This is a genomic window from Sphingomonas chlorellae, assembly GCF_056485145.1.
Genome location: NZ_JBQXXM010000005.1, coordinates 270,912 through 292,261, shown reverse-complemented (window position 1 = coordinate 292,261; position 21,350 = coordinate 270,912). Strand labels below are relative to the sequence as shown.

Sequence of the window (21,350 nt, the reverse complement as noted above, 5' to 3'; positions counted from 1 at the left end):
GGCGGCAGCGATTACGCGAACGCGCCATGACCAGCCAGCCCCAAACCGGCCACAGCCAGCCCCCGATGCCCTTTGCGGAACCGGGCGTTCCGGTGATCCGAAGCGTCAACTGGGGAGGCCTGCGAAGCCTCTATGTGAAGGAGGTGCGCCGTTTCTTCAAGGTGCAGCTCCAGACGATCTGGGCGCCGGCGGTCACGACGCTGCTCTATCTGGTCATTTTTACCGTCGCGATGGGCGGTGCGGGGCGCACCGTCCAGCTCGACGGGCGCGCCGTGCCCTTCGCCGACTTCATCGCGCCGGGCCTGATCGTGATGGGGATGCTCCAGAACGCATTCGCCAATTCCAGCTTCTCGCTGCTGGTGGGCAAGATCCAGGGGACGATCGTCGACTATCTGATGCCGCCGCTGTCGACGGGTGAGCTGCTCGCGGGGCTGTGCGGCGGCGCCGTCACCCGCGCCTTCTGCGTCGGCGCGACGGTATGGGGGGCGATGCTGCTCTGGCCGGGCGTGCATGTCACGCCCCAGCATTTCTGGGCGGTGCTGTGGTTCGGCTTCCTCGGCGCGCTGTTGTTGTCGCTGCTCGGCGTGATGACGTCGATCTGGGCGGAAAAGTTCGATCATGCCGCCGCGGTCACCAACTTCGTCGTCGCGCCGTTGTCGCTGCTGTCGGGCACCTTCTATTCGGTCGATCATCTGTCGCCGCTGTTCCGCGCGATCAGCCATCTCAACCCGTTCTTCTACATCATCTCGGGCTTCCGCTACGGCTTCATCGGCGTTGCCGATTCGTCGATCGCGCTCGGCACGGGGGTGATCCTGGCGCTCAACCTCGTCCTCGGCATCGCCTGCTACACGCTGCTCGCGCGCGGCTGGAAGACGCGGAGCTGATGCCGCCCGCGCTTCCCGCAAAGCGATATTGACGCAGGGGCCGCCGCGCCCCTAAACATCGCCACGGGCGGCCGGCATCGGTCGCCCTTTTGCGTTTCTGGAGTTGATCCACCCTTTCGCTTCACAATCAGGAGGTAGTTTCGATGGCCATCACCCCGCTCATGCCCGTCTATCCGCGGTGCGGCGTGCGGCCGGTGCGAGGCGAGGGCTGCTATCTCTTTGGCGAACGAGGGGAAAAATATCTCGATTTCGCTGCGGGCATCGCCGTCAACGCGCTCGGCCACGGCCACCCGCACCTGGTCAAGGCGATCGCCGACCAGGCCGCGACGCTGATGCACGTCTCCAACCTCTACGGCTCGCCGCAGGGTGAGGCGCTGGCGCAGCGCATCATCGACAATTGCTTTGCCGACACGCTGTTCTTCACCAATTCGGGCACCGAGGCGATCGAGTGCGCGATCAAGACCGCGCGCCGCTATCACTATGCCAACGGCAACCCCCGGCGGCACAAGCTCATCACCTTCCACAACGCGTTCCACGGGCGCACGATGGGCGCGATCTCGGCGACCAACCAGCCCAAGATGCGCGAAGGTTTCGAGCCGTTGGTGCCCGGTTTCGCCTATGCCCCGTTCAACGATCTCGACGCCGCGCTCGCGCTGATCGACGACGAGACCGCGGGCTTCATGGTCGAAACGGTCCAGGGCGAAGGCGGCCTCCAGGCGGCGCGTCCCGAGTTCATCCAGGGGCTCCGCAAGGCCGCGGACGAACACGGTCTGCTGCTCATCCTCGACGAGGTCCAGTGCGGCTACGGCCGGACGGGCACCTTCTTCGCCTATGAGCAATATGGCGTCACGCCCGACATCCTCACCTCGGCCAAGGGCATCGGCGGCGGCTTCCCGCTCGGCGCGTGCCTCGCCACCGAGGAAGCGGCCAAGGGCATGGTGTTCGGCACGCACGGCTCCACCTATGGCGGCAACCCGCTCGCGATGGCGGCGGGCCAGGCGGTGCTCGACGTGATGCTCGAACCGGGCTTCTTCGCTCATGTGAAGGCGATGGGCGAGCGGCTCCGCGCCGGGCTCGAACAGCTCATCCCCAATTACGACCATGTGTTCGAGGAGATTCGCGGCCTCGGGCTGATGCTCGGCATCAAGCTCAAGCCCGCGGTCGAGGCGCGCGGCTTCGTCGCGCACCTGCGCGATCACCATGGCCTGCTCACCGTGGCGGCGGGCGACAATGTCATCCGCGTGCTGCCGCCGCTGGTGATCGACGAAAGCCACATCGCCGAGGCGCTCGACAAGCTGGGCGCCGGCGCGCGCAGCCTGGCTGCCGCCTGAGACTGACCTGATCCTCCCCGGGTCGGGGAGGGGGACCATGCGCAGCATGGTGGAGGGGGGCTCTCCGCAAAGGGCGTCGCTGGTGGAGATTTCCGCCCACCCCGACGCTCCGCGCCGCAGTCCCCCTCCCCGTGCCGGGGAGGATGTTATGACCCGCCACTTTATCGACCTTTCCGATGCCGGCTCGCACGCGATCGCGGCGATGCTCAACGACGCGATGGCGCGCAAGGCCGCCCGCGCCGGCTGGCCCAAGGGCAAGCCCGACGCCGACGCCCCGCTCGCCGGGCACGTGCTGGCGATGATCTTCGAAAAGAACAGCACGCGTACCCGCGTCTCGTTCGACATGGCGATCCGCCAGCTCGGCGGCACCAGCATCGTGATGGACGCGGGCTCGATGCAGCTCGGCCGCGGCGAGAGCATCGCCGATACCGCGCGCGTGCTCTCGGGCTATGTCGACGCGATCATGATCCGCACCGACGATCACCAGAAGGTGCTCGACATGGCGAAATACGCCTCCGTGCCGGTCATCAACGGCCTCACCGACGCCTCGCACCCGTGCCAGATCATGGCCGACCTGCTCACCATCCTCGAAAACGGCAAGGCGCTGCCGGGGCTCAAGGTCGCGTGGCTCGGCGACGGCAACAACGTGCTCGCCTCGATCATGGAGGCCGGCGGGTTGATGGGCTTCGACGTCGTCGCCGCCTGCCCGCAGGGCTATCAGCCGAGCGACGCCGATCTGGCCCGTGGGCGTGGCCGTGCCCGCGTCGTCGGCACCGCGCGCGAGGCGGTCGAGGGCGCCGACATCGTCGTCACCGATACCTGGATCTCGATGGGCCAGGCGCATGCCGAGACCAAGCTCAAGGCGATGATGCCCTTCCAGGTCGACGAGGCGCTGATGGCCGCCGCCAAGCCCGACGCCCGCTTCCTCCACTGCCTGCCCGCGCATCGCGGCGAGGAAGTGACCGATGCGGTGATCGACGGCCCGCAGTCGCTGATCTGGCCCGAGGCGGAAAACCGCCTCCACGCGCAGAAGTCGGTCCTGCGCTGGTGCTTCGGCCAGCTCTGACCGATCGGTCACGCGTCCTGCACCGTCGTGTGGAACGGCCCGGCGGCCGGCGCTCAGGCGCCCGTGCCGCCGCCCGGTGCCGCGACCGTCATCGCGGCAAGCGGCAGCGCGCCCACCGCCTGATCGACGCTGCCCAGCGCCGATTCGGCCGAACGCATGTCGTGCTCGTCGCGCCCGCGCGGGTCGCGGCGGCGCAGCGCGGCCTTGAGCTCGCGGGCGAGCGTGCTCGCCTCGCGCTTGAATTCGGCATCGGGATCTTCGCGAAGCTTCAGCGTCGGCGTCTGCGCGCCCTTGGTCTCCGCCCGATCCGCGTCGGCGTCGCCGGTCTTGCCTGCCTCGGGCGCGGCGGCACCCGGCGCGCTCGCCTCGGCCTGCGCCGCCTCGCCCCCGGCCTGCGCCGCCTCGTTTCCGGGCTGGGCGGCGCCCGGCTGGGCGTTCGCCTGCGGGGCGGTATTCGCGCCGATATCGCTGCCGCCGGCGGCCCCCAGCGCGTCCGCGCCGCCGCCCGCATCGACATAGCTTTTCACCGCCGCCGCCAGCTCGCGCGCCATCTGCGCCGCGATCCGGGCCAGCTTCTTGGGGTCGCTGGCATAGATCATCTTCAGCGCCTGCAGCCGCGCCTTCAGTTCCTTGACCTTCTCGGCCGCGCGCGCCTTCTCCGCCTCGCGATTGTCGCGCGGCATCGCCTTCAGCGCGGCGACCGCATCCTTCGCCGCCTGCAGCTTGCGCGCCTCGCGGTCGGACTTGGCGGGCGCGTCGGCGCCGCCGGTCGTGCCGGTCGCCGCCGCGGTTGCCGGTGACGCCGCCGCGCCGCCCTGGCGCGGGGTCAGCGACGAAAGCGATGCCAGTGAAAAGCCGGGGATCTTCATAATCTCCATTATAGAATGGCTTATCGTCGCCGTTTCGGTTCCGTCGCGAACCGCCTGCGCATCTCGGGCGTCCCCGGCGGGCGCCGCGTCCGGCGCGCGCTTCCGCCGCCCGACGCAGCACGACATGGCGCTGCCGTTCTTCTTGCCTACCTGGCCAAAGTTCGCTATCTGTTCTTTGGATGATCCGGAGGCTTGCCGCCATGCGTGCCAGTGTCGTCGAGATTTTCGTCTTCGTCGCCGCGACCCTGGGGCTGTTCGACATTGCCCGCTTCGTCGAAACGGGCGAGCCGATCGACGCCATCCTCGCCGCGATCTGGCTACCCGTCGCGGCCTATGCCGCCTATCGCGGCTGGCGCGCCCACACCCGCACCCGCTGATCCCCGCGCGCCTCGACCGCGGCCCGGCCCCTTGCCGTCACCCCGCTCCCCGTCACCGCGCAGGTCCGCCATCGCCGCCCCGACCTCCTTCTTAGCGCCGGCCTCCCATCGTCGCCCACGTCCGCCATCGCCGCTCCGCCCCCCTCGTCGCCCATGTTCGCCCTCGTCGCCCATGTCCGCCATCGTCGCCCCGGCCCCCTCATCGTCGCCCCGGCCTTGAGCCGGGGCCCAGCCTGCGCTCCGCCCGCCGCGCCCCCGATCCCCGCCGTCACGCGATAGACACCCTAAACTTCCTAAACTTCGCCCCCGCACGCCCCGCATTGTTTCCTGCCGTCGAAACCCTATCTACCCGTCCGAACCCAAAAGCTGCGTTCGCCCGGACGTGTGGAGTCGCCCGACTTCCCGCTGCGCCGGACGAATGCCGGAGAGCATTCAGTGACCCATCCCGTTCCCGCCGCCGATCTCGATCGCGTGATCGGTTTCACCATTCCCGGACGCAATGCGCGCGGCCGTGTCGCGCGGCTGGGGCCGGTGCTCGATGAGATCCTCTCGGCCCATGCCTATCCGCCGGTGATCGAACGGCTGCTGGCCGAGGCGCTGACGCTCACCGCGCTGCTCGGCGCCACGCTCAAGGATGCCGAGGGGCAGATGACGCTTCAGGCCCAGACGCAGCGCGGCATCATCAGCCTGATGGTCTGTGACTATCAGGGCGGCAGCCTGCGCGGCTATGTCCAGTTCGACGCGACGCGGCTGGCGCAGCTCGGCAAGAACCCGACGATCGGCAAGCTGTTCAACCAGGGCTATCTTGCCGTCACCTTCGACCAGGCGCTCACCAAGGAACGCTATCAGGGGATCGTCCCGCTCGACGGCGCGACGCTCGCCGAGGCGGCGGAGAAATATTTCCTCCAGTCCGAACAGATCCCCAGCATCGTGCGGCTCGGCGTCCGCCGCGATTCGGAAGGGCGGCTGATCGCCGGCGGGCTGTTCCTCCAGCATCTGCCGGAGGGCGAGGTTGGGCGCGAGCGGCTGCACGTCCGTCACGACCACCCCGAATGGGAGCATGTGGCCGCGCTCGGCGGCACGATGGCGGCCGACGAATTGTGCGACGCGGCGATCCCGCTCGAAAATCTCGTCTGGCGGCTGTTCAACGAAGAGCCCGAGGTGCGCGTGCTCGCCGGTGCTGCGCTCTCGCGCGGTTGCCGGTGCAGCGCCGACTATATCACCCAGGTTCTCGCCAAGTTCCCGGCCGAGGAGCGTGCTGCCATGGCCGATGCCGACGGCACGATCAGTGTCGATTGCGCCTTCTGTTCTAAAAAGTTCCCGATCGCGCTCGACGAGTTCGTTCCGCCCGCGTTGTAATCCCGCCGCGCGATTTCCATATATTTGCCGCGTTCGCCCGCGATCCGTCGTTCTGGCGGCGGATCGGGCCGCGGGGGGAGTTTTCGGACGAATGAAGCGAAGCGTTCTGGTGGCCCCGCTGGTCGTGGGCATGATCGGTCTTGCGGCGGGCGGTGCGGCGGCACAGCGCGGCGGCGGCGCGGGCGTTCGCCCGGTCGCCGGTCCTGCGCCCGCCCAGTTGCTCGGACAGATCGAAAAGGGGCTGTGGGAGCTCAAGTCGCGCGACGGCGGCACGCGCCGTCTGTGCGTCGCCGACGCTGCGGCGCTCATCCAGCTCTATCATCCGCGCCAGCGCTGCGACCATCAGCCGATGGACAGCAACAGCCGTTCGGTGACGATGCGCTATACCTGCGCCGGCCACGGCCAGGGGCGCACGACGATCCAGCTCGATACGCCGCGCTCGCTCTCGCTCGACACGCAGGGCGTGGCCGACGGCATGCCTTTTTCCGAACAGTTCGACGCGCGCCGGATCGGCGCCTGCAACTGACCGGCGGGCCATCGTCCGCCGTTACGGCGCGCGGCTTTGATTCCGGCGGCAAACGGGTCTAGCGGGGTGCGGATGAGTGATAGCTTCGCAGTTGCGCTGATTTCGGGCGGCCTCGATTCGATGGTCTCGGCCGCGCGCGCGCGTGAGGACGGCCACCGCCTGCTCGCGCTTTCGATCGACTACAACCAGCGGCACCAGGTCGAATTGTCGGCCGCGCGCCGGATCGCGGCGATGCTCGGGGCTGAGCGCCACGTCGTCCTGCCGCTCGATCTGCGCGCGTTCGGCGGTTCGGCGCTCACCGCCGATATCGACGTGCCCAAGGACGGGGTGGGCGACGACATTCCCGTCACCTATGTCCCCGCCCGCAACACGATCTTCCTCAGCCTTGCGCTGGGCTGGGCCGAGGCGTCGGGCGCGCGCGACCTCTATATCGGCGTCAACGCGCTCGATTATTCGGGCTATCCCGATTGCCGGCCCGAGTTCATCGCCGAGTTCGAAAAGCTCGCCGAGGTGGCGACCAAGGCCGGGGTGGAGGGCAAGCCCTTCCGCATCCGTGCGCCGCTTCAGGACATGAGCAAGGCCGATATCGTCCGTGAGGCGGCGCGGCTGGGGCTCGACGCGGGGCTCAGCTGGTCGTGCTACGACCCGACGCCCGACGGCAAGCATTGCGGGCTGTGCGACAGTTGTCGCCTGCGCGCCAAGGGTTTCGAAGAGGCGGGGCTGCCCGACCCGACGGTCTACGCCACGCGGCCATGAGCTACGCCGTCAAGGAACTGTTCCTCACGCTCCAGGGCGAGGGGGTCAATGCCGGTGCGCGTGCGGTGTTCGTGCGTTTTGCCGGCTGCAACCTCTGGTCGGGGCGTGAGGTCGACCGGGCGAGCGCGATCTGTCGCTTCTGCGACACCGATTTCGTCGGCACCGATGGCGCCGGCGGCGCGCGTTTCGCCGATGCCGAGGAACTTGCCGCGGCGGCCGAGGCGGCGTGGGGTAAGGACCGCGAGGCGCGCTTCGTCGTGCTGACCGGCGGCGAACCGATGCTCCAGGTCGACGATGCGCTTGTCGACGCGCTCCATGCGCGCGGCTTCCGCATCGCGATCGAAAGCAACGGCACGCTTCCCGCGCATCCCGGCCTCGACTGGGTGTGCATCAGCCCCAAGGCGGGGAGCAGCATCGTCCAGCGCTCGGGCGACGAGCTCAAGCTCGTCTGGCCGCAGGCGGGGATCGATCCCGAAGTGCTCGAAGGGTGGGATTTCGGCGCGTTCCTCGTCCAGCCGATGGACGATGCGACCGCGGCGCAGGCCAATGTCCAGGCGGCGATCGCCCTGGCGATGGCGCGTCCGCGCTGGCGTCTGTCGCTTCAGACGCACAAGCTGCTGGGGCTGCGCTGATCCCCGCCGCCCGGCGCGCACTGCGGCGCCGGGCAGGGGGCTGGGCGGGTGTCAGCCGCGGTCCACCGGGCCGCACTTGCGCGTCTGGTAGACGTCGCGCTTCCAGCACTTGCTGTCGCCGAACGCCGGGATCTGGCTGTGCGCGGGCAGGGCGACGACGCGCGAGGCGCGGAACTGCTCGCCCCAGCCGGCCAGGCTCGACCGCAGTTCGCGCAGCCGTGCCTTGGCCAGTTCGCCCAGGCTCCCCGGCCGGGCAAAGCGCGCGTCATGGCTGATGTCGCCCGCCGTCCGGCAGAACGAAAGCTGCCCCGACACGGTCGAATAGCTCGAATAGACCCGCGTCCCGAACCGGTCGAGCTCGTCGCTGCTCGCCTTCTTGGTCTTGTGGATCCGGGCGAAATAGCGGCCCAGCGTGCTGTACGACTCGTCCAGCTCGCCGTGATGGTCCTTCAGGATCGCGTTGTAGTTGTCGCGCGTCATCAGCGTCGGCTCGAAGTCGCACTGCAACGCGGCGACGTTGAGCGCGGCGCGCAGGTTCCAGACCATCGCCGCGCGCAGCTCGGCGGCGGTCGCGCCGGGGAGCGCCGGGCCAAGCACCCCGGGCTCGGTGCCCGTGATGGGCTCGCCGCGCAGGTCGGGCGCCTTCAGGAAGAACTGGGCCGAAGCCGGTGCGGCCGCGAACAGGCCGGCAGCACAGGCCATGGTGGATAGGATACGCCGAACGAGCATCTGCCTCATCTTTCCTGGTTTCCGGATTGGTTACGGAATTTCGACTCCGCGCCCAAGCCATTTTTTACCCGGATGTGCGGCGACGGAGTCGTTTCGTCGCATGTGCCGTGCGAAGCCGGGCGGGAAACTGCGTCGCTTCTGTGGCGAAATCCGGGCCGGGGCGGTGGGGGATGCTGCAACGAAAAGGGCCGCCCGGTCGCCCGGACGGCCCTGAACTCGTCAACACGCTTGCGCGTGGAGATTACTGCGCGTTGGCAGCGTTGGTCTCGACGGCGTTCGTTTCGACAGCGTTCGTCGGGGCCGCCGTGTCGACGTTCGAAACCATCGCGTCGGCCGCGCCAACGTTCTCGGTCGGAACGACTTCGGTGGTGTTCGTGACGTTGGTCGACGATTCGTTGCTCGAGCAAGCCGCGACGGCGAGAGCCGCACCGGCGATCATCGAGCCGGCAACGATCTTCGAAAGGACTGCACGCATTTGAAAGCTCCCTAGATAATGGATTTGGACGGCATTCGGACGCCGCTAATACCCAAACCGGGGTGGACATTAGACGCTTCGGCCGACCGCCTCAAGCCACGATTTCAGCTTTCGGGCGCGATCGCGGCCAAAAATGGCGGGAATGCGTCCGCCAGCGCTGCGTCGAACTGCGCCGGGGTGATGTCGAATCCCAGTGCCTGCGCACTCGTGACCGGGTGGTCGGCAATGCCGCAGGGCACGATTCCGGTGAAGTGGCCCAGGTCGGGCGCCAGGTTGATGGCAAAGCCGTGCATCGTCACCCAATGCCGGATTCGCACGCCGATCGCGCCGATCTTGGCTTCGTCGCCGGCGCGGTCGATCGTCCAGATCCCGATCCGTCCCGGCGCGCGAAACGCCTCGATCCCCAGCCGCCCGAGCGCGTCGATCACCCAGCCTTCGAGGGCGTGGACGAAATTGCGCACGTCGCGCCGCCGCTGGCGCAGGTCGAGCACCAGATAGCCGATGCGCTGCCCCGGCCCGTGATAGGTATAGCGGCCGCCGCGGCCGATCTCGAACACCGGAAAGCGCGCGTCGAGCAGGTCCTCGGGCTTCGCGCTGGTGCCAGCGGTGTAGACGGGCGGGTGTTCGAGCAGCCAGACGAGTTCGCGCGCCTCGCCCGCGGTCACGGCGGCGACGCGTGCCTCCATTTCGGCAAGTGCCGCGCCATATTCGACGGGCGCCGGGGCCACCCGCCATTCGATTTGCTGGTCCATGGTCCCGAATTGCGTCTTCGGCGGGCGATGCGCAAGCATTGGCAAGCCAGGATGCCGCCGCTAGGGTCGCGGCCGGTCGGGTGCCGGCGGATCGGAGGGGTCGTGCCGGCATCGGTTAAGGTCTTGTCGCAAGGCGGTTCTGCGGCGACATCGACCGGCGGTGATGCGGGAAAACCCGCACGACGCGCACAGAACAGCACAGTCATTGGGGGATCTTGCGGCATGGTGAAGATGGGTGACGTTTGGGACCGCACGGTCGAGTTCCTGGGCGACAATCTCGGCGCCATCACGCCGGTCGCTCTGCTCGCCTTTTTCCTGCCCTTCTCGATCCAGTCCAATTTCGCCGCGCTGGGCGACGAGGGGCAGTTGCCCCAGATGACGCAGGTCGCGCTCGGCGTGGTTCAGTTGGCCTTCGCCGTCGTGATGCTGTGGGGCCAGCTCGTCATCACCGTGATGGCGCTCGACATCGCCGGGGGGGCGGGGCCGGCGCGAATCGCATCGGCGCGGCTGTTGCCGGTGCTCGGCGCCTCGCTCGTCCTGTTCGCGGCGCTGCTCGTGCTGTTCCTGCCGGTGCCCGTCCTCGCCTATCTGGGCGGCGTCGATGTCGCGGCGCTGCAACAGGGGCGGATCGAGGCGGCCAACCCCTCGATCCTCACGGCGATCGCGCTCTACATGCTGGTACTGACGCCGGTCCTGCTCTGGCTCGGCGCGCGGTTCGCGCTCGTTCAGCCGGCGGTGGCGCGCGAGGGGCGTCCGCTCGGCGCGATCGCGCGCTCGTGGCAGCTGACGCGCGGCTATGCGCTGCGCATCGTCGGCGTGCTGATCCTCTATTATCTCGTTTCCTCGGTCGCCTACGGCGCGGCGCGGCTGGTGTTCGGGTCGATCTTCGCGCTGGTGGCGGGGGCAGGGGACGGCGGGCTCAGCGTCGCCGGGGTGCTCACCTCGATCGCCTGCGGCGCCGTGCAGACGGCGTCGGCCGTCGTCCTTCCCGCCTTTGCCGGCAAACTCTATCTGGCGATCAACGGCCAGGCCGGCCTGACCCGTGCTATGGAAGATTTGTGAACCCAGTGAAGATCGATTTCGGGCGTGTCTTTGCCCAGGCGGGCGCGTTGTGGCGTGCCGATCGCGCGCTGTTGCTGCCGGTCGCGGGCATGTTCCTGTGGCTCCCCGCCTTTGCCGTGCGCCTGTTCCTGCCGATCCCCGATTCGCGCGGGATGGACGATCTCGCCTTTTTCAACGCGCTGATGGCGTTCTGGTCCGCCAATGCCCATTGGCTGCTGATCCAGATCGGGCTCCAGCTGATCGGCAGCGGGGCGATCCTCGTCCTGCTGCTCGCGCCCGATCGCCCCGCGGTGGCCGACGCGCTCCAGCGTGCGGTCCGGCTGCTGCCGCGGCTGGCGCTGGCGCATGTCGCCAGCGTCGCGATGGTGATGGCGGGCGGGCTGCTCGTCGTGGTGATCGGCGGGCTCTATGCGCTCGGGCGAACGCAGCTTGTCCTGCCTGTGGTCGTCGCCGAGCAGGACGGCGGGATCCGCGCCGCGCTGGCGCGCAGTCGCGGCAATGGCTGGCGCCTGCTCCAGCTCTATCTGGTGCTGATGCTTCCCAGCCTGCTGCTGGGCAGTGTTTTCGACAGCGCGGCCGACGGCGCGAGCGCGCTTGCCGCGCCGGTGCTTACCGGGCTCGCCACGGCGGTGCTGACGGCGGGGGCGGTCGGGCTCCTCCTCGTCAACGCGGCGGCCTATCGCATCCTGGCTGCGGCAAGACAGGGAATCTGAGGCGCGGCGTCGGCGGGGAGGATGCCCGCCAGCCGCGGATCGGCGAACAGCTCGATCGTCCGCTGGAACGGCACGAAGCCGTGCCGCCGGTAATAGCCGAGCGCTCCGGGATGATCGAGCGTACAGGTGTGCAGCCACAGCCGCGTCACGCCGGCCCGCCATCCCAGCGCGAGCGCCTGCGCCATCAGCCAGTCGCCCAGCCCCTTGCCGGTCAGTTCGGGCACCAGTCCCAGAAAGCCGATCTCGCATGCGTCCGGCTGACGGAAATCGAGCTCGAGCATGCCCACCTCGATCCCCTGCCGGTCGAGCACCGCATGCACCTGCACCTGCGGGTCGTCGAGGATGCGGCGAAGCTGCGCCTCGGGCATCGCCAACCGCGAGAACCACAGCCAGCGCGCACCCACCCGCCGGAACAGCGCGCGATAGCGGTCGCTCTCGGGCGCCGGCCAGCGCACCAGCCGCAACGGCGCGGCGGGTACCGGCCGCGGCTTCGGTCGCTCGCGCATTTCCAGCCAGGTCACCACCGCGGCCAGATGGTCGCGCGGAACCGGGTTCAACCCCGTGCCGATCGCCATGCCTGCCTCAGTTCCAGCTCGCCATCGGCGGCAGGCTCATCAGGATGGCGTCGATATTGCCGCCCGTCTTCAGCCCGAACAGCGTGCCGCGATCATAGATCAGGTTGAACTCGGCATAACGGCCGCGCCATTCGAGCTGGCGCGCCTTGTCCTCGGCGGTGAAGGGCATGTGCATCCGGCGCCGCACCAGCTGCGGGAAAATGTCGAGGAACGCGCGCCCGACATCCTGGGTAAAGGCGAAATCCGCCTCCCAGTCATTTTCCAGATGGTCATAGAAGATGCCGCCGACGCCGCGATGCACCTGGCGATGGGGGATGTAGAAATAGTCGTCCGCCCATTGCTTGAAGCGCGGATAGTGCGCCGGGTCGTGCGCGTCGCATGCCGCCTTCAGCCGTGCGTGGAAATCGGCGGTGTCCTCGGCATAGGGAATCGGCGGGTTCAGGTCGGCACCGCCGCCGAACCAGCGCCGCGTGGTGGTGAGGAAGCGCGTGTTCATGTGCACCGCGGGCACATGCGGGTTCGCCATGTGCGCGACGAGGCTGATGCCCGTCGCAAAGAAGCGGGGGTCGTCGGCCGCGCCGTGGATCGTGCGGCCGAACTCGCCGTCGAAGGCGCCGCCGACGGTCGAGACGTTGACGCCGACCTTCTCGAACACCCGGCCGCGCATCACCCCGCGCACGCCGCCGCCGCCCGGTGCGCCCGACGCGTCGTTGCGCGTCCACGGCGTGTAATCGAAGCCGGCGTCCGAACCTGCCTCGCGCTCGATCGCCTCGAACGCCGCGCAGATCGAGTCGCGCAGCCCCTCGAACCAGGCGCGGGCGCGCTGCTGCTGCTCGTCGAGTTCGATCATTCGGGCCATCCTCCGGTCTGACGCAAGGCTTCGGCAAGTCCGATGCCCGTTGCGACCGCTACGTTCAAGGAGCGCGCGCCCGGCGCCAGCGGAATGCGTACCGCCAGCTCGGCGCGGTCGTGCACCGCATCGGGCACGCCGGCGCCCTCCGATCCCATCAGCAGCGTGTCGTCGGCATGGAACTGCGCCTTGGGCAGGGGGATGGCGGCGCGCGTCGTGAACAGCACGATCCGCCCCTTCCGCGTGGCGACGAAAGCGTCCCAGTCGGCGTGGCGGCAGATCTCGGCCTGCGCGCCATAATCCATCGCCGCGCGGCGCCGCGCGCGGTCGCCCCAGGGAAATCCCATAGGCTCGATCAGGTCGACCGGGGTGTTCAGGCAGGCGCCGAGGCGCAGGATCGTGCCGACATTGCCCGCGATGTCGGGCTGGAACAGGGCGATGCGCATGGGGTGCGCGCCTAGCGCATTTGGCCCCGATGGGGAACCGAAGCGCGTCGAAACAGCCGGTTGCGCGCTGCATCGCGGCAAGCCGCGCCGCGATTCGCCGGCAATTGGCCAAATCGTCCAACCCGTTTTGGCACGGCTTTCGCCAGCGTGCCATTTGGTGCGGCGCACAAAAGGCTGCTGGCTTTGATCCGGATCAATAGAGGGGTGCGCGGTTCCGTAATAACCGCAAGAAAATCCCTGTTGGCAAAGCCGCGCAGGGCCGTCTATCACCCCGCTAAGTCACTGGGGGCACCGGCGACGAAGGGCAGTATCGTGCCCTGAAGCCGTTACCCGCCTAGGCGCCGCGGCTTGTTCTGAAGTGCAAGGGCTGAAGCATGGCAATTACCCACGATGGTGTTCCACCCGACCGGACCGGTGGGCCCGGCGGTGAACTTCTCGAAAATCCGCGACGGCGCGATTATCTCTCCTATGCGGCCGTGGCGGTCGCTGGCGTCGGGGCCGGCGTGACCGTGCTTCCGCTCGTCAACTCGATGAACCCGTCGGCGGACGTGCTCGCACTGTCCACGACCGAGGTCGACGTCTCGGCGATCGAACCCGGACAGGCGGTCAAGTACAGCTTCCGCAAGCAGCCGCTGTTCGTGCGTCACCTGACGCCGCAGGAAATCCAGCAGGCCGATGCGGTTCCCGTTGCCAGCCTGCGCGATCCGCAGTCGCTCGAGGATCGCACCAAGTCGGGCAAGAAGCAGTGGCTGATCACCCTCGGCGTCTGCACCCATCTCGGTTGCGTCCCGCTCGGTGCGGGCGAGGGCGAGAATCGCGGCCCCTTCGGCGGCTATTTCTGCCCGTGCCATGGCTCGGCTTATGACACTGCGGGTCGCATCCGCCAGGGTCCGGCACCCAAGAATCTTGAGGTGCCGAAGTACGAGTTCACGTCCGACACAACCGTCGTGGTGGGGTGAGGATAGCAGCCAATGAGCTTTCCCTGGGCTAAGCATTACGAGCCGAAGAACCCGGTGATGCAGTGGCTGGACAGCCGCCTGCCGCTCCCGCGCTTCGTCTACAACGCCGTCGGTGCCGGTTATCCGGTGCCGCGCAATCTCAACTATTTCTGGAACTTCGGTGTCCTCGCCGGCCTTGCGCTGGTGATCCAGATCGTCACCGGCATCGTGCTTGCGATGCATTTCCATTCGAGCGCCAGCGGCGCCTTCGAATCGATCAACGGCACGATCATGCGCGACGTGAACGCGGGCTGGTTCCTGCGCTTTGCGCACGCCAACGGCGCCAGCATGTTCTTCGTCGTCGTCTACATCCACATCTTCCGCGGCCTGCACTACGGTTCGTACAAGGCCCCGCGTGAGATGATCTGGCTGCTCGGCGTCGTGATCTTCCTGCTGATGATGGCGACCGCCTTCATGGGCTATGTGCTCCCCTGGGGGCAGATGAGCTTCTGGGGCGCGCAGGTCATCACCGGCTTCTTCTCGGCGATCCCGGTGGTCGGCGACTGGATCCGCATCTGGCTGCTCGGCGGCTATGCGCCGGACGATGCGGCGCTCAACCGCTTCTTCTCGCTGCACTATCTGCTGCCGTTCGTGATCGCGGGCGTCATCATCCTGCACATCTGGGCGCTGCACATCCCCGGCTCGGGCAACCCGACCGGCGTCGAGGTGAAGGGCGAACAGGACACCGTTCCGTTCCACCCCTATTACACGGCCAAGGACGGCTTCGGCGTCTTCGTGTTCCTGATGATCTTCTCGGCGCTGGTCTTCTTCGCGCCCGACTATCTGGGGCACCCGGACAACTACATCCCGGCGAACCCGCTCTCGACGCCTGCGCACATCGTGCCCGAATGGTATTTCTGGCCGTTCTACGCGATCCTGCGTGCCTTCACCGCGGACTTCATCCTGCCGGCGAAGCTGTGGGGCGTGCTGGCGATGTTCGGCTCGATCCTGATCCTGTTCTTCCTGCCGTGGCTCGACCGGTCGCCGGTGCGTTCGGCGCACTATCGCCCGATGTACCGCATTGCCTTCTGGGTGCTGCTGGTCGACGTGCTGATCCTCGGCTGGTGCGGCGGCTCGCCCGCGGAACCGGTGTACGTGATCACCAGCCAGATCGCGGCGGCCTATTACTTCGCGCACTTCCTGATCATCGTGCCGATCATCTCGCGTCTCGAGACGCCGAAGCCGCTGCCCAACTCGATCACCGAAGCGGTGCTCGCCGGCAAGGGCGGTTCGCGCCTCACCGAAACCGCGGCCGCGTAAGGGGGACCTGAATCATGACTCCGCTCTTCCTGCGCGCCATCAAGTTCGTGATCGGCGGCGCGTTCATCGCGGTGCTGCTGCTGGCGCTCGCCGGCAGCATCACCGGCCTCATCAAGGAGCCGCCGAAACCCACGGCGGAGACCGAGTTCCACAAGCATCCGCAGGACCTCGATCTCGCGTCGAACGGCCCCTTCGGCAAGTTCGACAAGCAGCAGCTCCAGCGTGGCTTCAAGGTCTACAAGGAAGTCTGCTCGACCTGCCACTCGCTCAGCCTGGTGGCGTTCCGCAACCTGGGCGACCTCGGCTACAACGAGGCGCAGGTGAAGAAGATCGCCAAGGACTGGGCGATCAAGCAGCGCGCCTTCGACGAGAAGGCGGGCACCTGGGGCGAACGCGACAACGTTCCGTCGGACCGTTTCCCCAAGGTCTATTATCCGGGCACGGGCAATCCGCCGGACCTGAGCCTGATTACCAAGGCTCGGCATGACGGCGCCGCCTATGTCTATTCGCTGCTGACCGGGTACGAGAACCAGCCGCCGGCGCTGCTGGCCAAGTTCCCGGGGGCCAAGACGCCCGACGGCATGTACTACAACCCGTATTTCGCGAACCTCAACATCGCGATGCCGCCGCCGCTCACCGCCGATGGGCAGGTGACCTATGACGACGGCACGCCTTCGACCAAGGACCAGATGGCCAAGGACGTTGCGGCGTTCCTCGTCTGGACTGCGGAACCGACGCTGCAGACGCGCCATCAGGCCGGCCTTGCGGTGATCCTGTTCCTGATGTTCGCGACGGTGCTCACCTATGGTGCGTATCAGACCGTGTGGCGCGGCGTGAAGCACTGAGCTGCTTCGGGTCCGGGCAACACGCCAACGACCGGCCGGCCCGCGCCGCCGCTTCCGCCCCGATGATCGGGGGCCAGGGGGCGGCGGGCGGGCCGGTCCCGTTTCGGGGACCGGGCGATCGCCGGGCTTGCGGCGCCGGCTTTGCCTCGTCCCGCGAATCTTCTAGGGCTCGCACGCCCATTTTCCGATCCCTGCCGCTGGAGGCACCCACGTGGACGATATCGAAGGCGCCCTGCGCGCCCGCATCCGCACGATCCCCGATTTTCCCAAACCCGGCATCCAGTTCCGCGACATCACCACGCTCCTCCTCGATTCCGAGGGGCTGCGGTTGACGGTCGAAACGCTCAAGGCGCGGATCGGCGGGCCGGTCGACCTCGTGGCGGGGATCGAGGCGCGCGGTTTCCTGTTCGCCTCGCCGCTGGCGATCGCGCTCGGGGCGGGCGTGCTGCTCGTCCGCAAGGACGGCAAGCTCCCCGGCGCCACCATCGCCGAGGACTATGCGCTCGAATACGGCACCGACCGGATCGCGATCCATGCCGATGCCTTCACGCCCGGCGCGCGCGTGCTGCTCGTCGACGATCTGATCGCCACCGGCGGCACGGCGCTCGCGGCGGTGCGCCTGCTCCGCAAGGCGGGGGCAGAGGTCACCCAGGCGGCGTTCGTGATCGATCTCCCCGAACTCGGCGGCGCCGCCGCGCTGCGGGCCGAGGGGATCGAGGTCCAGGCGCTCGTTCCCTTTGCGGGGCATTGATCGCCCGATGACCGATGCTGCCGCCGCGATGACGATTCGCATGCTGGGTGCAGGCGACGCCGATGCGTTGCTCGCGCTCTATCGTGCCGTCGCGGCGGTCCCGAATGCCGGGCTCGCGCGTACCCCCGACGAGATGGCACCCGCCTATGCCGAATCGATCCTCGCGCGCGCCGCGGCGGGTGGGCTCAGCCTCGGGGCGTTCGCCGAGGGGGCGCTGGTTGGGGAAATCCACGCCTTTCGTCCCGCGCCGCGCCAGTTCGCGCATGTGCTTTCCGAACTGACGGTCGCGGTCGCGCCGGGATGGCAGGGGCGCGGCGTCGGCCGGACGCTGTTTGCCGCGCTGTTCGATGCCGCGGCGACGCTCTCGCCGCGCGTCCGCCGAATCGAGCTGCTCGCGCGGTCGGGCAATGCCGATGCGATCCGGCTCTATGCCCGGCTCGGCTTCGTGATCGAGGGCCGGCTGCGCGCGCGCGTGCGGCTCGCCGACGGGACGGTCGAGGACGACATCGCGATGGCGCGGCTGCTCGATTAATCGTCGCGCGCGTCGGGCGGGATCGGCAGCGCGGTCGTCGCCTTGATCTCCGACAGCGCGACGGTCGAGATGATTTCCTGAACCCCTTCCAGCTTCGAGAGCTTCTCGAAGAAAAAGCGCTCATATGCCTCGATGTCCTGCGCCACGATCCGCAGCAGGAAGTCGATCGAGCCCATCAGCACGAAACATTCGAGCACTTCGGGAAAGCCGCGGATCGTCCGCGCAAACGCGTCCAGATTGGCGCGGCCATGCGCGTTGAGCTTTACCTGGGCAAAGATCTGGGCATTGAGCCCGATCTTCTTGCGGTCGAGCAGCGCGACGCGCCGCTTGATATAACCCTCGCGCTCCAGCCGGTCGACGCGCCGCCAGCAGGGGGACGCCGAAAGCCCCACCGACTCGGCGAGCGCGGCGGTGGAAAGGCTCGCATCCTCCTGCAGCAGTTCGAGGATACGTCGTTCGTATCGGTCCAGCGGGGCGGTCAATTCAACCTCTCTTATCGGGAAAATCGGTCATAATAACCGCATTTCTCGCCGAATCGCCTGCATTAAGCAAAGCGTTTTCGCCGCCGACCTGACAGAATCGTTCCGTCGGGAGCAACCGCCCGACTTCCGCCGATCTGAAACAAGCGAGGCCCTTGATGTACCCTTCGACGCCCGACCTGGGGGCGCTTCCCCCCGAACGCCTGCTGAACCTGCGCGACGCGAGCATCGGGATCGAAGGCGTGATCGTGCTTCATTCGACGCGCAGCGGCGCCGCGCTCGCCGCCTGCCGGGTTCAGCGTTATCCCGATGCCGCGACGATGACGGGGGCGGCCATCCGCCTCGCCGAACGGGCCACCTATCGCCACGCGCTTGCCGGGCTGCCCTTTGGCGGCGGCCAGGTCGTGTTGCGCACGCCGGCGCCGCAGGCCGATCGTCAGGCGGTGCTCGCGGCGCTGGGGCGCGCGATCGAGATGCTCGACGGCGCCGTCGTCGCCTGGCCCGGCATGGGCTTCGGCCCCGCCGACATGGCGGCGACCGCGGCGCAGACGGGCCATGTCGTCGCCGATGCCGCGACCGGGCCTGGCCCGTCGACGGCGCAGTGGACCGCGCGGGGGCTCTTCGTCGCGATCGAGCATGCGGTGCGGACGCGGCTGGGCCGCGATCTCGCCGGTGCGCGCGTCGCAGTGCAGGGCGTCGGCCAGGTCGGCCTCGCGCTGTGCGCGCAACTGCACGCCGCCGGTGCGCAACTCGTGCTCGCCGAACCGCGCTCGGCCCGCGCCGCGCAGGCGGCGGTGCGTTTCGACGCCGAAATCAGCCGTTCCGACCGGCTGGCCGACATGCCCGTCGATGTGCTGGCGCCGTGCGGCCCCGATGCGACGATCGATGCCGAGGTCGCGCGGCGGATGCGCGCGCCGATCCTGTGCGGTTCGACCTGCGCGCCGCTCGCCGACGCCGCCGCAGGCGCCATGCTCGCCGTGCGCGACGTGTTCCATGTGCCGGGGGTGATCGCCAATGCCGGCGGCGCGGTTGCCGCCGCGGCACATCGTCTCGGCTGGGGCGAGGGGGAAGTTCGCGACCGGATCGCCGCGATCCCGGCAACGATCGACGCGGTCGCCGCGCTCGCGCGGGCCCGCCGGATCGACATGGAGCGTGCAGCCGAGGCGCGCGCCCGCATGCTGCTCGCGCGGACGCGCCCGGAGACGCGCGCCGCCGCCTGATCGGCGCGCCGCGCGCGGCCGGCGCCGGGGTCAGCCCGCCGCCGGCCGCCGGCGCAGCAGCGCGATCGCGGTGAAGCGCAGCACGGGCGTGTCGTCCTGGTTGAACACCGTCATCCGCTGGAGCACCGTTCCCATGTCGGGCCGGCTCTGCGACGCGCGCGTCTCCAGGATCTCGGTCTCGCATCGCAGCACGTCGCCCGGATAGACGGGGCGCAGCCAGCGCAGCTCGTCGATCCCCGCCGCGCCCAGGCTCGCCTGCTCGACGTCCTTCATATGCTCGACGAGCATCGCCATCGTCATCGCGCAGGTGTGCCACCCGCTCGCGGCGACGCGGCCGAAATGGGTCGTGGCGGCGGCCTCGTCCGAAAGGTGAAAGGGCTGGGGGTCATAGCGCTGCGCAAAGGCGAGCACCTCTTCCCGTGACACTTCGCAGCGGCCGAAACTTTCCCGGTCGCCGACGGCGAAATCTTCCCAATAGCGCATGGGGCCAGCTTTCACCGAAAGCCGGCCCCGCGCAAGCCCCGCCAGAGAAGGGGAAATCGGCGCGAAATCAGTGGGCGAGCACCGTCGCGAACGGAGCATCGGTCCCGTCGACGCCCGCGCGCGGCGCCAGGCCGATCAGGTCGCGCAACAGCGGATAGACATCGACATTGTCGAAGCTCTTGATCTGCTGCCCCGCGCGGAATGCCGGCCCGTTGGCGATGAACACCGCGGCCATTTCGGGCGACATATGGTCATAGCCATGGTTGCCGCCGCTGAACGGCTTGGTGGGCGCGTGCTCGTTGATCAGCCAGCCGGTCTCGGCGAGGCACAGGATCGCGGGGATGCGCGGGTTCTGGCCGTAATGAAAGCGCACCGGCACCGATTGGCGGCGCCAGCATTCCATGTGCGGATGCCGTCCGACCAGCGCCTTTTCCACCGCCGCTTCCTGCCCCGGCAGCGGCGTGAGCGCGGCATAGGGGCCGGTCTCGACCAGATGGATCGCGTCGAGCGACACCAGCGAGTCGAGCGGCACGACGCGCTGGCTGCTGGTCGCGGCCATGCCGTGATCGGCGACGATCACCAGATTGGCCGGCTGGCCCAGCGCGGCGAGCCCGTCGACCAGCATCCCGATCTGGCCGTCGATCTCGGCCACCGCGCGCGTCGTGCGGGCATCGTCGGGGCCATAGCTGTGCCCGGCGCTGTCGACCGTGTCGAAATACAGCGTCAGCAGCCGCGGGCGGATCGCTGCCGGGCGGCGCAGCCAGTCGAGGATGCCGTTGACGCGCTGCGGCCCGGTGATCGCCTGGTTGAACTGCATCCAGTCGCTCGGCCGCGTGCCGCCCTCGACGCCGCCATGGCCGCCCTTGGTCAGCGTGCCGCCGATCGCGACGTTCGATCCCGGCCAGAACATCGTCGCCGAACGAATGCCCGCGCGCTCGGCATCGACCCAGATCGGCGTCGCCTCGTTCCACCAGAACGGATCGTCGACCGCCATGGTGAACACCTCGCCCGGGCGTGCGGCGTCTTCCATCCGGTTGGCGACGATGCCGTTGCGGTCGGGGCGCAGCCCGGTCACGAGCGTCCAGTGGTTGGGAAAGGTCTTTGACGGAAAGCTCGGCCGCATCGCCGCGCGCACCCCGCCTGCCGCCAGCCGCGACAGCACCGGCGTCACGCCGCGGTCGAGATAGTCGGCGCGAAAGCCGTCGATCGAAATCAGGATCGTCACCGGCGCGCGGGCTTCGGCCGGGGCGGCGGCGGCGGTCGCCGGCGGGGTGGGGCTGGGGACGCTGCCCTGCGCCAGGCTGGCGGGGGCAGGGGCGAAGGCCGCAAGCGCTGCGGCGACGAGCAACGGGGACAGGCGCATGGCCGCGCCCTGCCACC

The 21,350-nt window shown here is 68.7% G+C and carries 26 protein-coding genes; 17 read left to right on the top strand and 9 right to left on the bottom strand.

The features are described from left to right. Positions 1 to 26: 26 nt before the first annotated feature. The 3 genes from ACT3CF_RS14850 (at position 27) to argF (ending at position 3,281) form a co-directional block, all read left to right on the top strand. Positions 27 to 884: an ABC transporter permease gene (locus ACT3CF_RS14850; RefSeq protein WP_478424048.1), complete on the top strand. Its 858-nt coding sequence runs from the start codon at positions 27 to 29 to the stop codon at positions 882 to 884. 143 nt (positions 885 to 1,027) lie between these two features. Continuing rightward, entirely contained in the window at positions 1,028 to 2,215 is a 1,188-nt protein-coding gene (locus ACT3CF_RS14845) for an acetylornithine transaminase (protein WP_478424046.1), read from the top strand. Positions 2,216 to 2,363: 148 nt separating this feature from the next. Next, on the top strand, positions 2,364 to 3,281 hold the full coding sequence (argF, locus tag ACT3CF_RS14840; RefSeq protein ID WP_478424045.1) for an ornithine carbamoyltransferase: 918 nt from the start codon (positions 2,364 to 2,366) through the stop codon (positions 3,279 to 3,281). Positions 3,282 to 3,334: 53 nt separating this feature from the next. Here argF and ACT3CF_RS14835 read toward each other — a convergent pair whose 3' ends face one another. Then, a complete protein-coding gene (locus ACT3CF_RS14835; RefSeq protein WP_478424043.1) occupies positions 3,335 to 4,159 on the bottom strand; it encodes a hypothetical protein in 825 nt (274 codons plus the stop codon). A gap of 191 nt (positions 4,160 to 4,350) precedes the next feature. Between ACT3CF_RS14835 and ACT3CF_RS14830 the strand changes: the two genes are divergently transcribed. From ACT3CF_RS14830 to queE, 5 genes are all read left to right on the top strand, one after another. Next, on the top strand, positions 4,351 to 4,527 hold the full coding sequence (locus ACT3CF_RS14830) for a hypothetical protein (RefSeq protein WP_478424041.1): 177 nt from the start codon (positions 4,351 to 4,353) through the stop codon (positions 4,525 to 4,527). 435 nt (positions 4,528 to 4,962) lie between these two features. Then, a complete protein-coding gene (gene hslO, locus ACT3CF_RS14825) occupies positions 4,963 to 5,886 on the top strand; it encodes an Hsp33 family molecular chaperone HslO (RefSeq protein WP_478424039.1) in 924 nt (307 codons plus the stop codon). 91 nt (positions 5,887 to 5,977) lie between these two features. Next, entirely contained in the window at positions 5,978 to 6,412 is a 435-nt protein-coding gene (locus ACT3CF_RS14820) for a DUF3617 domain-containing protein (protein WP_478424037.1), read from the top strand. 72 nt (positions 6,413 to 6,484) lie between these two features. Further along, positions 6,485 to 7,168 carry a 7-cyano-7-deazaguanine synthase QueC gene (gene queC, locus ACT3CF_RS14815; RefSeq protein ID WP_478424035.1) on the top strand — a complete coding sequence of 228 codons (684 nt, stop codon included), beginning with the start codon at positions 6,485 to 6,487 and terminating at the stop codon, positions 7,166 to 7,168. Then, on the top strand, positions 7,165 to 7,800 hold the full coding sequence (gene queE / locus ACT3CF_RS14810) for a 7-carboxy-7-deazaguanine synthase (protein WP_478424033.1): 636 nt from the start codon (positions 7,165 to 7,167) through the stop codon (positions 7,798 to 7,800). The genes queC and queE overlap by 4 nt, the downstream gene beginning before the upstream one ends. Before the next feature lie 51 nt (positions 7,801 to 7,851). On the opposite strand, the gene ACT3CF_RS14805 is transcribed toward queE, so the two are convergent. Beyond that, the gene (locus ACT3CF_RS14805; protein WP_478424031.1) at positions 7,852 to 8,529 is read right to left on the bottom strand and encodes a hypothetical protein; all 678 of its coding nucleotides are present in this window, start codon (positions 8,527 to 8,529) and stop codon (positions 7,852 to 7,854) included. 170 nt (positions 8,530 to 8,699) lie between these two features. Between ACT3CF_RS14805 and ACT3CF_RS14800 the strand changes: the two genes are divergently transcribed. Further along, complete coding sequence (locus ACT3CF_RS14800; protein WP_478424030.1) at positions 8,700 to 9,008, top strand: hypothetical protein; 309 nt, start codon at positions 8,700 to 8,702, stop codon at positions 9,006 to 9,008. A gap of 100 nt (positions 9,009 to 9,108) precedes the next feature. Here ACT3CF_RS14800 and lipB read toward each other — a convergent pair whose 3' ends face one another. Then, entirely contained in the window at positions 9,109 to 9,756 is a 648-nt protein-coding gene (lipB, locus tag ACT3CF_RS14795) for a lipoyl(octanoyl) transferase LipB (RefSeq protein WP_478424028.1), read from the bottom strand. A 222-nt stretch (positions 9,757 to 9,978) separates the two neighbouring features. Here lipB and ACT3CF_RS14790 point away from each other — a divergent pair, with 222 nt between their 5' ends. Continuing rightward, positions 9,979 to 10,818 carry a hypothetical protein gene (locus ACT3CF_RS14790; RefSeq protein WP_478424026.1) on the top strand — a complete coding sequence of 280 codons (840 nt, stop codon included), beginning with the start codon at positions 9,979 to 9,981 and terminating at the stop codon, positions 10,816 to 10,818. Continuing rightward, a complete protein-coding gene (locus ACT3CF_RS14785; RefSeq protein WP_478424025.1) occupies positions 10,815 to 11,531 on the top strand; it encodes a hypothetical protein in 717 nt (238 codons plus the stop codon). Before ACT3CF_RS14790 ends, ACT3CF_RS14785 begins: the two co-directional genes overlap by 4 nt. Here ACT3CF_RS14785 and ACT3CF_RS14780 read toward each other — a convergent pair. The 3 genes from ACT3CF_RS14780 to ACT3CF_RS14770 are packed head-to-tail and all read right to left on the bottom strand — an operon-like array spanning position 11,495 to position 13,402. Then, the gene (locus ACT3CF_RS14780) at positions 11,495 to 12,106 is read right to left on the bottom strand and encodes a GNAT family N-acetyltransferase (protein ID WP_478424024.1); all 612 of its coding nucleotides are present in this window, start codon (positions 12,104 to 12,106) and stop codon (positions 11,495 to 11,497) included. The genes ACT3CF_RS14785 and ACT3CF_RS14780 overlap by 37 nt on opposite strands. 7 nt (positions 12,107 to 12,113) lie before the next feature. Continuing rightward, the gene (hemF, locus tag ACT3CF_RS14775) at positions 12,114 to 12,956 is read right to left on the bottom strand and encodes an oxygen-dependent coproporphyrinogen oxidase (protein WP_478424023.1); all 843 of its coding nucleotides are present in this window, start codon (positions 12,954 to 12,956) and stop codon (positions 12,114 to 12,116) included. Further along, complete coding sequence (locus tag ACT3CF_RS14770) at positions 12,953 to 13,402, bottom strand: tRNA (cytidine(34)-2'-O)-methyltransferase (RefSeq protein ID WP_478424021.1); 450 nt, start codon at positions 13,400 to 13,402, stop codon at positions 12,953 to 12,955. The genes hemF and ACT3CF_RS14770 overlap by 4 nt, the downstream gene beginning before the upstream one ends. Before the next feature lie 374 nt (positions 13,403 to 13,776). On the opposite strand from ACT3CF_RS14770, the gene petA reads away from it, so the two are divergent. The 5 genes from petA (at position 13,777) to ACT3CF_RS14745 (ending at position 17,788) form a co-directional block, all read left to right on the top strand. Next, positions 13,777 to 14,361 carry a ubiquinol-cytochrome c reductase iron-sulfur subunit gene (petA, locus tag ACT3CF_RS14765; protein WP_478424019.1) on the top strand — a complete coding sequence of 195 codons (585 nt, stop codon included), beginning with the start codon at positions 13,777 to 13,779 and terminating at the stop codon, positions 14,359 to 14,361. A gap of 12 nt (positions 14,362 to 14,373) precedes the next feature. After that, the gene (locus ACT3CF_RS14760; RefSeq protein WP_478424016.1) at positions 14,374 to 15,660 is read left to right on the top strand and encodes a cytochrome b; all 1,287 of its coding nucleotides are present in this window, start codon (positions 14,374 to 14,376) and stop codon (positions 15,658 to 15,660) included. A 14-nt stretch (positions 15,661 to 15,674) separates the two neighbouring features. After that, the gene (locus ACT3CF_RS14755; protein WP_478424014.1) at positions 15,675 to 16,505 is read left to right on the top strand and encodes a cytochrome c1; all 831 of its coding nucleotides are present in this window, start codon (positions 15,675 to 15,677) and stop codon (positions 16,503 to 16,505) included. 211 nt (positions 16,506 to 16,716) lie between these two features. Beyond that, on the top strand, positions 16,717 to 17,256 hold the full coding sequence (locus tag ACT3CF_RS14750) for an adenine phosphoribosyltransferase (protein ID WP_478424012.1): 540 nt from the start codon (positions 16,717 to 16,719) through the stop codon (positions 17,254 to 17,256). Between the two features lie 7 nt (positions 17,257 to 17,263). Then, a complete protein-coding gene (locus ACT3CF_RS14745) occupies positions 17,264 to 17,788 on the top strand; it encodes an N-acetyltransferase family protein (protein ID WP_478424010.1) in 525 nt (174 codons plus the stop codon). Here ACT3CF_RS14745 and ACT3CF_RS14740 read toward each other — a convergent pair. Further along, positions 17,785 to 18,270, bottom strand: coding sequence for an Lrp/AsnC family transcriptional regulator (locus ACT3CF_RS14740; RefSeq protein ID WP_478424008.1), 486 nt, complete (start codon positions 18,268 to 18,270; stop codon positions 17,785 to 17,787). The genes ACT3CF_RS14745 and ACT3CF_RS14740 overlap by 4 nt on opposite strands. Positions 18,271 to 18,425: 155 nt before the next feature. Here ACT3CF_RS14740 and ACT3CF_RS14735 point away from each other — a divergent pair, with 155 nt between their 5' ends. Beyond that, positions 18,426 to 19,487 (top strand): Glu/Leu/Phe/Val dehydrogenase dimerization domain-containing protein, encoded by a 1,062-nt coding sequence (locus tag ACT3CF_RS14735; RefSeq protein WP_478424006.1) that lies wholly within the window; start codon positions 18,426 to 18,428, stop codon positions 19,485 to 19,487. A gap of 30 nt (positions 19,488 to 19,517) precedes the next feature. On the opposite strand, the gene ACT3CF_RS14730 is transcribed toward ACT3CF_RS14735, so the two are convergent. Next, positions 19,518 to 19,970, bottom strand: coding sequence for a MaoC family dehydratase (locus tag ACT3CF_RS14730; protein ID WP_478424004.1), 453 nt, complete (start codon positions 19,968 to 19,970; stop codon positions 19,518 to 19,520). Between the two features lie 67 nt (positions 19,971 to 20,037). Further along, the gene (locus ACT3CF_RS14725; RefSeq protein ID WP_478424003.1) at positions 20,038 to 21,333 is read right to left on the bottom strand and encodes an alkaline phosphatase family protein; all 1,296 of its coding nucleotides are present in this window, start codon (positions 21,331 to 21,333) and stop codon (positions 20,038 to 20,040) included. Between the last annotated feature and the right edge of the window lie 17 nt (positions 21,334 to 21,350).